Source organism: Candidatus Ichthyocystis hellenicum (assembly GCF_001460935.1).
GTDB lineage: Bacteria > Pseudomonadota > Gammaproteobacteria > Burkholderiales > 2013Ark19i > Ichthyocystis > Ichthyocystis hellenicum.
Genome location: NZ_LN906597.1, coordinates 1,833,700 through 1,846,545, shown reverse-complemented (window position 1 = coordinate 1,846,545; position 12,846 = coordinate 1,833,700). Strand labels below are relative to the sequence as shown.

Here is a 12,846-nt window from a genome sequence, read left to right as displayed (position 1 = left end):
ATTTGGTGTTTTTCATAATTGTGAATGGAGTTTAGATAAATAAGACAGTCAGCTGCGTCTTAATTATTGATTTACATGTTTTAATACGTAAATTTTGTATGAATTTACGCATATTTCAATTAAGTGCGATTCAATATTACCTAATATTTTACACATTATTTTTTGATCGGCATTTTCAATTTTACCATTATTAATAATCTTCACGGATGCAGCTAAGGAATTTTTAAGAGCATATATTTCCTCCTTTACTAACTTTGTTATATAATCATAGGCAGTCATATCCTCAAAAACGATGTGACTATTGATAATTTTATTAAAACTACTATGCTCGTATTTATCAATAGTATTTACATTTAGAGCAATTTTATTTACTAAGCTAATTAATAGTTTGTCATTTTCCACTTTATTTTGCGTATACTCGAATGCCAATTTGATTTTTATTAAAGATGTATTATTAACGTACACTCCATCTAGCAAAGAGAAATGCATTTTTACAAGTTTGGATTGAGTTAATGATTTAATTGCAGTTACAATTGCTTTTGATGCTTTAGGGATATTTTTAATTAATAGCATTGATATATCTTCATGAAATACAGCTCTCATATCTTTTTTTAGCACTATCTTTTGTGATGATTCTATCTTTGAATATACAACGCACTGAATCAAATTAATTAATATGCTATTAGTGCAATTTTTAATGAAGTCGTTTAAATCACTGCAAAACATTCGTAATTGATGAAATAATTTTTCATTTGATATATATGATATTTTCAAATCATCTAAAGTCATGCCATGATACAATTTTATTTTTGTATTTTCTTCAACTTCTTTTAAGAAATGGTAAAACTTTTCCAACATATAGTTTTTAACGCGAGAGTAGGTTAAAGAAAGGTCAATATCGACTTTTCCTTTTTTAGTGAAATATTTATCTAATTGTGTTGTCTGTTTAAGTTTATCTATGAAAGAATTTTCAAACTCTTCTTTGTCGATTACAATCATAGATAAATCCTGTTCATATATACCTAGGAGGGGCATAAAATTTATATCACAATTTAATTTTTTGGTGATTGTTTTGTCATAAATTCCATATATGTCACCCAATAAGTATGTAGATAATGTTTTTTCTGCATATTCGTTTAGAAAAAACAATTTTCCTTTGTGGAATATAGGGTATTCTTTTACTATATTTCCTATTTTTCTAATCATACTACTAAGATATAAAGTACATTCGAAGCTATCATAAGAAAGCATATTGCGATTAAAAAGTAAATTTAGAGTCCTTATCAAATTCTTTGGTAAAAGTATTCCGTGTGTGACTGAAAATACCCCTGTTAATATTTCATTTTGTTCAAATTTATTAATTTCATTGATAATGCTTTGGGGGAGATTAGATATTGTTTCTATAATTAACGACTTTATTTCTGAGAAAAATTCATTTTTCCTATGTGTAATATTTAGGCGCCCTTCAGAATCAAAATTAATGTGACTTTGAATAATATGTGAGAAATTATCATCTGGAATAGTAACTATTTTTTCTGCTGTTTTTTTGCAGACTTTATCTAATTTTTTAAAAAAAACAGTATTTGATAGACATTTATACTTTATATCTGAAATAGACATTTCATGAGTTATTTTTATATCTGCAGTAAGTATAATGTTATCAATGTGTGGGGAAATGATATCTAAAACATATTTACGAACATTTGAATATGTCAATGAAAGATTGATAAAAGATTTAGTAAAATTCCTTCTTTTTATGATCACATTTAGATTTCTTAGTACGCTATTCTTAAATAATTCCATATTATCAATGTTAATCATTTGTATAGCATGTTCATATATGCTCGAGGTGTGTTCTCTATGGCGCAAATTATTTATATGGTATGACCGTAAATTCAACTCTTTTATTGCTATGTATTGTCTTAGTTGATTATTATTTTTTATGATTGATGTAGCTTCTGCTTGTTTTAAACTACCATCTATTTCAATTATTTTGTTAATTACTTCATAGCTATTGGTATTTGCTATATTTTCTAAATTTATTTTTGTAAATTGCTGTAATTCTTTTACGGAGGGGGAGGTTACCATGTTTTTTTTGCAATGCTTATCTAAATCATCATAATCAATTAGTTTTTGGTGGTCTTCTATATTTCCAAAATTTAATTTAAGTTTTTTGTGAAATTTAGCTGGCATGCCACATATATCTGACAATAGATATTTAGCTAATTGTTCTACCTCATATTCTCCTAGCAAAATTACTCTTTCATTGAATATACAAGACGTTTTTAATAAGTTTCCTATTTTTTCAAGTAAGTTATTAAAAAATATTAAATTATTATCAACTTCTTTATTTACAAATTTATTTTTATTGGAATTAATGATGGGAATTATATTTCTTTTCATAAATGATTTCGAGATAAAGACATCATGGAAATCTATGAACAAACTACTTATAACTTCATTTTGATCAAACTTTTCAATTGCATGAATAATACTATCTGGCAATTTTAGTACTGTATCTATAACTAATTCTTTTACTATTGGGAGTAGCTTTTTTTTATTTAGGAAAATTTTAGTTTTCTTAAAAGAATCATTGTGTTTAAAATTGATGTAATTTTGAAGTATATGGGGTAATACCTCATCAAAGGTTGCTCTTATGTTTATTAACATTTTTCTACAGTTTTCACTAAGCATTTCAAAAAAATTACTATTGGATATGCAATTAAATATCAAGTCTGAGATGGACATTCCTGGAGTTATTACTATATCTGAAGTAGGAGTAATTTCGTTAAGGAAAGGATTAACTTTCTCTAAAATATATTTTTTTAAGTTAAAATAGGTTGCAGATAAATCAGCAGAAGATTTTATAAACCCTCTATCTTTAATGGTGGGGTCTAGTTCTTCTAGTACACTATTCTTAAATATTCCTTTACTATCAATGTCTATTTTTTTAATAGCATCTTTATATATACTTTCATTGAAGTCTGAAACATATAGATTATTGCGTCGATATGATTTTAGTGTAAGTTCCTTTTTTATTCTTTTTGAATTTGTTACTGACGATGGTTCATCTTCTGCTAATGTTCTCTTTACAGAACTAGATGTATATAATTGTTCAGTATGGTAATTAGTTAAATTAGAGTTATTTAAGTAGGACAATTTAAATATATTGGGAGGTAATAATTTTTCTTCGTAGTTATCTTCTTGATATAATTCATCATGACTAGACAAATTTAAAATATCATGTAATGATTTATATCTTTGTAAGACACTAATACAACAATTTAACTGTTTATTTTTACTTATGTTTGGGTATTGACAGGATGATTGTTCAGAAGTGCTACCACACTGATCGCTTTTAATATTTTTATCAACGTTACTTACATTGAAATTATTAACTGAATTATATAGACACATATACAAATACCTAACTATGGAGATTAATTTTTACTTTATTAACTTGGCATAATAATCCATAGTTTATACCTTCTCTAGTATTAACAATAAATTTTTTTAAGATTAATTCCTCATATCTAGTTATCAACGAATTTATCAACTATCACTATTAAATTTATCCAATTACAGGCTACACTTCTGGCTAGTTGCTATTTTTGATTTGTATGTTTTAACACATAAACCTCTATATAGTTTTATAGACGTTTCAATTAGATCTGATTCTAGTTTATCTAGTATTTCATTTTTTATTTTTTGATCTGCAGTTTTAATTTTATCGCCATACATAACCATAATAGATTCACTTATATTGTTTTTAAGTAAAATAACCTCCTCTCTTACTAATTTTCTTATATAGTTATAAGTTGATAACTTGTCAGTAACAATATTACTATTGATGATTTTATAAGTACTTATTGATACTCTAGAATTCTTTCTATTTCCGAATTTACTTACCATATCTAAAGAAATTTTATCTACTAACGAAACTAAGATAGGATCATTCATTACTTTTTCCCGTGTAAAGTCAAACGCTGATTTTACTTTTAGTAATGATACATTATCAATATACAAATTATAAAAAAGAGAGAAGTGTTCTTCTACAAGTTTAGAGGGAGGGAGCATTTTAATTGCATTTACAACTTTTTCTGGAACGCTGGAAATATTTTTAATTAATAGCTGTGCTATAGATTTGCTAAATGTAACTCTCCTCTTTTTTTTCATCAATATTTTCTTATGAGCTCCTGTTTTTGGTTTCAAATGTATAAGGTATTGGATCAAATCACTTAATGTGCTATCACTGGAATCTTTAATACGTTTTATTAATTTTCCACGGAATTCGCGCAACTTAGTGAAGAATTTTTCATTTGATACATAAGCATGTTCCAGTCCAGATAAAGTTATACCATCGTGTATTTTTATTGTATTTTTTATTTCTTCTTCGCTTTCTTTCAATAAAGGATAAAATGATTCTAAAATATAACCTTTAATGCGGGCATATGTTATAGAAAGGTCAATAGCAATACTTTCTTTTGCATTAAAATGTTTTTTTACTAATGATGATTGCTTCATCTTATTTATGAAATGATTCTCAAACTCTTCCTTGTCCAGCTTTATCATTGATAAAGCTAATTCATATATATTCAAAGATGTTATAAGCATTTGATTCCAATTTGGATTTATTTTTGGAATAAACTTTGACTCTTCTGGTAAATTTGATTCTACTTTTGTATAACTATCAATCGTATCATCACCAGGTGATTTAATATTGTAAGTTGATACTGGATCATCAGATAATTCAATCTTTTTATGGAATATAGACGGAATACCGTACATATCTGATAAAAAGTATTTAGAAAGTATTTTTGCTGTATGCATATCAGGAAGAAATAGTCTTCCCTCGAATAATATACAGGACTTTTTTACCATATTTAACACTTTTTCAAAAAAACTATTGAGCAAATCCCAATGATCATCAAAGTTACTACTTGGAAGCCTATTGTAATAATAAAATGAATTTATATTCCTTATTAATGATTTAGATATAAACATTCCATGAGTATATGAAAACAAACCTTTTACTATTTCACTTTGTTTAAATTTACTAATTTCGTGAATAATACTATTTGACAAATTAAATATTGTTTCTATAATCAACTCCTTTATTTTTGAGGAAAACTTACTTCTCTTATGAACTATATTCAAGTGTCCGTCTGATCCAAAGCGAACATTGCTCTGAATCATATTTGAGAAAGTGCCCTCAGGAATATCACGTATAATTTCTGTTATTTCTTCACAATTCTTATTCATTTTTTCAAAGAAAATTTTATTTGATATACAGCTAGACTTCATGTCTGAAATAGACATTCCAACTGATACCAATATGTCTGCAGCAGTAATAATATCATTAATGTGTGGAGAAATTTTATCTAAAATATATTTGCGAACATTTGAATATGTTAAAGAGAGGTTAATAGATGATTTTATGAAACCCTTGCTTATAATATTATTAGCTAATTCTTCTATTACGCTATTTTCAAATGATCCTTTAGTGTCAACGTCAATTTTTTTGATAGCATCTTCGTATATGCTTTCGATAAATACTTTTGAACGCAAGTTATTTCTGTGATATGACCCTACGCTGAACCTTTTTTCTAATTGTTCTGTGTTTACTATACCTGACACAGTTGAAATTTGTTCGGTTTTATAATAATCATCACTATTATTTTGTTCTGCTATTGAGTTTAATTCTGATAGTTTAAGTTCTTTATGAAACCTAGATGGTATACCATATATATCGGACAAAAGATATCTGGATAGCTGTTCTACCGTGTGCTCACTTAGAAAAAACACTCCTCCTTCGTGGAATACACATCTCTTCCTTACTAAACTGCTTAACTTTTCAAACAAATTATTAAGTAATTTTAAATTATCATTAAAGTCATTATTTATAAACTTATTCCTACTACTGGAATCAAAAGATGAATTTATATCTCTTATTAAAGATTTAGATATAAATACACCGTGTATATCTGAAAATAATCCTCTCACAATGTCATTTTGATCAAATTTATCAATTTCACGAATAATACTGCGTGTTAAACCAAACAACGTATCTATAATTAAAATTTTTAACGCCGGGATAAATTTAATTCTCTTTGGGAAAAGTCTAAATTTCTTGTTTTTCATATTTTCAGAAATTTCATAGCTAAAATTAATATAACTCTGAAATACATGCAATAAAGAATCATCGGGAGCTGCACGAATATCTCCTATGATTTTTTCACATTTTTTAGTTAGTTTTTCAAAGAAAATTTTATTTGACATGCAGCTAAACTTCATGTCTGAAATGGACATCCCAGGGGTTATCAATACATCTGCATTAGGAATAATATCGCTAAGAAAAGGAAAAATTATATCTGAAATATATTTACGCACATTTGAATAAGTATCAAAAAAATCAGCAAACAATTTCGTGAGACCTTTTTCTCTAAGAGTAGAATCAAGTTCTTTTAGTATCGTTTTTCTGAATAATCCATCATTATCAATATTAATTCTTCTAATAGCATCCTTATATATGCTTGCATTAAATTCTGTATAATAGAGGTCATTACGATGATACGATCTTAGAGTTATTTCTTTTTTCATTACACGTTGTTTTGTTGTATCGGGAGTATATTTTTGTTGATTAATTGACTGATTTTGTACCAATTGTTCTGCACTTTTTATTAGCGGTGCTGTTATTATTGGTTCTGCAGCAGTTATATTTGAATCACCTAAAGTATTTTCTTCATTAATATCCTGTTTAATTATTTTGTGACTTGGTTCTGTCTGTGGCAATTCACATTCAATTGATGAGCGCTTTATCCCAGCAGATGTAGAGGGTTGGCCATCATCAAAATTTTCAACAGCACCTTCTGCGCTAAGTCCATCTAGTTTGTTAAACTCGAATATACCAGGTAAACCTTCATAATTATTGTCATCGTAATTGTCCTGTAATAACTCATCGTCAACAGGGAAGTTTAAAAAATCACTGAATGATTGTTCGTTTATTAGTTTATCTATGTATGAACTTAAGGTTGCGTCCAAGTCTTGATTTAAGAATGGATCTTGATTTAATAACTGATCTTGGTATAAAACATTGTCATCATTACTACCAATTATACTATTTACAGCATTGTTAGTTTCGTCTATATCACTTATATCTAAATTATCTCTTGAGCAGTACGGATACATATGAAAATACCTGAACATTCTAAGGTCTAAAAATAAATTATATGTTATCTCCTATGATTTTAATTGTACACTAATCTATGGATTTAGTATAAAATTTTATTTGTGAACATGGAAACATCATTTTCAATTAAGTAGGCTAAAGAAATAAAAATAAGATTTTTAGACAAATTACTTATATTACTTGTTTTTATTAATTCACTTATTATTTATAATACATGCAATTACGTTATTTTGATAAGAAATTTAAATTTCGTCAAAATACATATTTTTATAGCATAATTTATTAGATTTAATTCGTAATAGTAGTTACTTCCTTTGATGTTGTACCTTTAGAGTAAGGCGAATTTATGCGAACAATATGATTACCACTATTGATAAGATTACATATTATCAATGTACTTGAAATTTGTCTTTCTCTCAGATAAATTCATAAAGCGTGTTCGAGTAAATTTAATGTTGTAACCCAATTACTATGCAGCATTGCTTATCATAATAGTAATTAATTATTTTTCTTATAAATAGTCAAAATATGAAATTTATGCACCATAATCATATCTTCTTTTTATCTTTATGTAATAAATTTTCTTGCTAGTTAATCTATATTCCTTAATTATTGATAATATATAGGCATATTTTAATTGTTGTGTAAATAACGTAAATTTTTATCTATCTTCTTTCTTATTTTATATGTTTATTTAAACAATAGATAATAGAGGCTTTAGTATATGAAATTAATTATTAAGGTGGTCATATGAGGGTAGTCATATGTTTTACAAATATTGAAATTTATGTATGTAATAAATTTCATTGCTAATAGTGATGATCATTAATCAATATTAATATGATTTTTTTACAATGAAGATAACGGCAAAATTTGTTGGCTATGATTATAGTGTGAAATTTGGATCTACTAAATCACAAAAATTGTTAGAAATAAATTATTAATTAATACGTTATGATGATAAATAAAAAATCACTGATTTTATATTTATAACAAATTATCAGTGAGTTATAAATAAACATATATTGAATGGTATCAATTAGTAGTGCTGCATTTGCACTAGATAATATACAGGAGTTGTAAGCTTTATCTATTTGAGGATGATTTGCAAATTTCTACTAATCTATTATTAGTAATATAATAAGTTTTATTTAATTAAACTGTGTAATAGTAAATCTTGGCATTGATATATGTGTCAGCATATAAGTATAAGAGTTCCTTTAGTAAAATATATCGTCCTATATAAAATATGGGAATACAGTAAATTTTATGGGAATGCTTACAGTGAAATCATGTGATAGTTATTTTTTTAGAGAGACTACAGAGGATGGTGATAGAAGTGATTCAAGTGATTCAGGCGTTTTATTAAATAATCATTTGTTGCTTAATTCAGTTTCACAGAGTTATATTTCTGGCAGTGATATTGTTACTGTGAGAAGAGGAATACTTAACAGATTTTTGAAAAGAATTATCTTACCAGCTAACATTATCATGTCATCAGCTATATTTATGAGCTTTGTCGTAGGCATTAATGCCGAAGATGAACAAACTGAAGATTGGGACTTGTTGCTGTCAAGGTTGTGTCTCCTAATTTTTTTACAGAGAACAGTTGGAAGTTTCAAGGGTGATCGTAAATTCGAAAGACAAGGTAATTTTCCTAGTATAAATGTTAAATCGGAATTGAAGTCGATCGTAGGCAGGTCTAAATTAATCAAGAGTGCAATGAGCCATGATAATGTGCGTGATGCTATTAAATCGTTATCAGATAGAGTATTAACTGTTATGAGTGACCTCAAAGTAAGGCTAATATCAGTTGGCATAGACAGGCAGCCTGTACGTCAAGCCCAACAGTTATACAGCAGTGCTAATTTAGACATTGAGAGTTGTTCAAATTTGCATGAATACTTGGATAATACAGCTCCTGAAACAACATCAACAACTCTTGCGTCTACTGTTGCTACGACTATACCAACAACTGCATCAACCACTGTACAAGTGACTGCATCGACAGTGCTTAAAAGTACCCTTGATACAATTTTATCTTCCTTTTATACAAATACACCAAATAGTGTATCTGCAGATACCAATAATGGTACAGTCGTGACTTATTCGATTGGGAATACCACCGCAGTATTACCTGATACTGAATTAACTTCTTCATCTTCATTTATAACAAACATATTAGTAATATTTATGGCAGCTTTATCACTATTTACTTTGATATTTTTCTATGCAAGATATAAAAAGCATCATGTTACTAATAGTGTCTTAAAGTATGTTCGCTATATAAGAATGGGAAGAGAAGAACGAGTAGTATTATCAGAAGAATTGGAAGAACGAGAAGTCCGTATTTTGCCACCATTACTGGTAGTGGAAAATGAATACGAGTGTTCACCACATTCTCATTCTGTTGGCAATGCTTGCTCAGCTAAGCCTGATAGCGATTTTATGAAAGATTTAGAGGTAGAGAATTTAGAAGAAAACATATATGAGTCCATAGATTGATATTTATTGATTTAAGGAAAGCGTATAGTGTATTTCGTAATAAAAATTAGATATTTTGTATAGCATAGTTGTGGATTAAGTTCTGTAGCCACTTTTTTGTTCTTTATTATTATTCTAAGAATAAATAATTTTTTACCTCGAAAAGAAATCCACAGCTGCTATACGATAAAACTATTTAAGCTACATCTCTTATATTTGTTAGTAGCTATAACTTTTGACTTTTAAATTAAAGTGTTATTGTAAGGTTTTTGTTCATGTGTTTTTAATTTTTTTATAATGAACGAGAGCTGGGCATGATAGTAGTTAACAGTTATTTATGTATTTACAAGTAGTTATATAAATTGTATCACTGGTAGTTAATATTAAATGATACTAATTAAAAGACAACGATTGCCATTTTTGAGCGCTGTTACGTATCCATGATTGCTTTGATATCTAGATTCAACAATACATTTTTACAAAAAACGTAACTTATAGATCAGACTACATGGACTTGAAATATGTCTTTCGTTTTTGTGCGTTAAAAATTATTTTATACGAGGGCGATAAAAACAGAATGGGCACCATCGCGTCACGAATGGTTGCAGAAGATATTATCCCTTCCTGATTCAAGATAGAGCACCAACGTCTGTTACCTTAGGATTGAAATAGATTTAATTGCCACGTATTACATAAAATCACAACTGCAAAAACGAGACATACACCCAAAAGAGTATATTTTCATTATGACCAGCGTAACCATCGATCACTTACAAATATCATATTTGCTACAAAAAAATACCCAAGATCAATGCTTAGGAAGTCAAGCTACCTACAAACTCAATCAGGCACCCATGGGTTAGAGATAACTATATTATGATTATACAACAACGAGAGGCCCACCACCACTACAGGATGACAGCAGGCCCCATTTCCAACCCAGCACAATAATACATACACGAAGCATAGTGCACTGATCGACGCACATCACAAACGTCATACTAAACAATTACATTATTATTATGTCATACACTAATACATTTAACAATAGAAATTAGACAAAATATACTACTAATAACTAAAACCTATTTGGGTGCTGCTGAAATTAGCAGTAAAGCTGTTATATAGTCGGAGGATAGCAATTATGACAAAGATGGATACAATGTGAAAGGATTTAATCAAAAGGGGTTATGTAGAGATGGTTCCAGGTATGATAAAGAAGGATACGATAGTGGAGGATATGACAGGGATGGATATAATAGGAGATGGTTTAATGTAAAGGGATTACGTAGAGATAGATCTGAATATGATAACACCGGATATGATAATAACGGATATGACGAAGACGGATTTGATAAACATGGATATGATAAAGACGGTCGTAAATATGGGTACAAGGATGGGTACGATAGGAATGGTTATGATTCTGATGGGTACGATAAACGCGGATATGACAAGTACGGGCGTGATCGTAATGGTTGCATAAAAAAGGATCCAGAAGGTGTATTTGATCAAGATGGCTTTGATCAAGATGGTTTTGATAAACGCGGATTAGATAAGAATGGATTTGATAGAGCTGGATTTAATAATGATGATGAATTTGATAGGGAAGGTTATGATCAAAATGGACTTGATAAATATGGATTGGATAGAGATGGGTTTTGTCACGATGGATATAATAACTATGGGTACAATAGGGATGGATTTGATGGAGACGGGTATAACAAGGATGGGGTTGATAAAAATGGATTCCGCAAAAATGGACTTTATGTAGATGGATCTAGATATGATAAAGAGGGTTACGACAAGTTTGGATATAATAAAGATGGATATAATAGAGAGGGATTTGATGGATATGGATACAATCGAGATGGAGTTAATAAGTCAGGATATAACAGGGATGGATCGAAATCTGGAAAAATAGCTAAATTAGTATTAGTAAATGATTATGGATATGATGAATTTGGGTATGATAAGGATGGATATGATGAATTTGGGTATGATAAGGATGGATATGATGAATTTGGGTATGATAAGGATGGATATGATGAATTTGGGTATGATAAGGATGGATATAAGAAAGATGGATATGATAAGCATAGATATGACAAATTCGGATATGACAGAGCTGGGTATGATCGATTGGATTTTAATAAATATGGTTACAACAGATATGGTGAGGGAGTTTCATTATTAAAATCATCATTTATTAAAAATTTAATGTCATCTTTAGTTTTTATTAATACGATGGAATATGCTAGTGGTATTTTAGGTGATTCACTTAGTCCTGCAACAAGTATGCCTCCAGAAATATTTTCTCCTACAATGTCTGATCCAACATCTTTGTCTTCAATGACTATGAAATTAACCAGCGTTAAACCAACAACTTTGATTCCTACAACTATATCTCAAACAACTTTGATCTCCACAACTATTAAATCAACAGCTACACCTCAAACAACTTTTATTCCTACAACTATAACTCCAACAACTTTGATGCCTGCAACTATTAAAGCAACAACTATAACTTCAACAACTTTTATTCCTACAACTATTAAAGCAACAACTATAACTCCAACAACTTTTATTCCTACAACTATTAAAGCAACAACTGTAACTCCAACAACTTTTATTCCTACAACTATTAAAGCAACAACTGTAACTCCAACAACTTTTATTCCTACAACTATTAAAGCAACAACTATAACTCCAACAACTTTTATTCCTACAACTATTAAAGCAACAACTGTAACTCCAACAACTTTTATTCCTACAACTATAACTCCAACAACTTTGATGCCTGCAACTATTAAAGCAACAACTATAACTCCAACAACTTTGATGCCTACAACTATTAAAGCAACAACTTTGGCAGAAACGGTGATAAATTCAACATCTGTCGCACCAACATTTTTGGAATCAACAACTATTAGATCTACATCAGCAGATGAAGAAAAAGATCATGCTGCAATTATTGTATCCTGTGTGCTGATTTTAGCTTTAGCTATTATTGGTGCTGCAGTATTTGCCTTGGTAAAATACAAACGCCGTAATGATCAACAAAGATTGCTGCAACAAAGACGAAGAGAAGATGTGGTTATGCTAGAGATGGTTAGTTCTGTATAATTGGCGATAAAAGTACTTCCGGAGTACATTGTTGAGATAAATTAGTG

Annotated in this window: 4 protein-coding genes; 2 read left to right on the top strand and 2 right to left on the bottom strand. The window is 28.9% G+C overall.

Annotated features, from left to right (window positions below; all coding sequences use genetic code 11):
• Nucleotides 1–63 precede the first annotated feature (63 nt).
• Together Arg41_RS07040 and Arg41_RS07035 are read right to left on the bottom strand one after the other, a co-directional pair.
• Entirely contained in the window at nt 64–3,417 is a 3,354-nt protein-coding gene (locus tag Arg41_RS07040) for a hypothetical protein (RefSeq protein ID WP_092343631.1), read from the bottom strand.
• 162 nt (nt 3,418–3,579) lie between these two features.
• The gene (locus tag Arg41_RS07035; protein WP_092490658.1) at nt 3,580–7,188 is read right to left on the bottom strand and encodes a hypothetical protein; all 3,609 of its coding nucleotides are present in this window, start codon (nt 7,186–7,188) and stop codon (nt 3,580–3,582) included.
• Nucleotides 7,189–8,473: 1,285 nt separating this feature from the next.
• On the opposite strand from Arg41_RS07035, the gene Arg41_RS07030 reads away from it, so the two are divergent.
• The gene (locus Arg41_RS07030) at nt 8,474–9,694 is read left to right on the top strand and encodes a hypothetical protein (protein WP_092490657.1); all 1,221 of its coding nucleotides are present in this window, start codon (nt 8,474–8,476) and stop codon (nt 9,692–9,694) included.
• 1,143 nt (nt 9,695–10,837) lie between these two features.
• Entirely contained in the window at nt 10,838–12,799 is a 1,962-nt protein-coding gene (locus Arg41_RS08040; protein WP_157722325.1) for a hypothetical protein, read from the top strand.
• Nucleotides 12,800–12,846 lie beyond the last annotated feature (47 nt).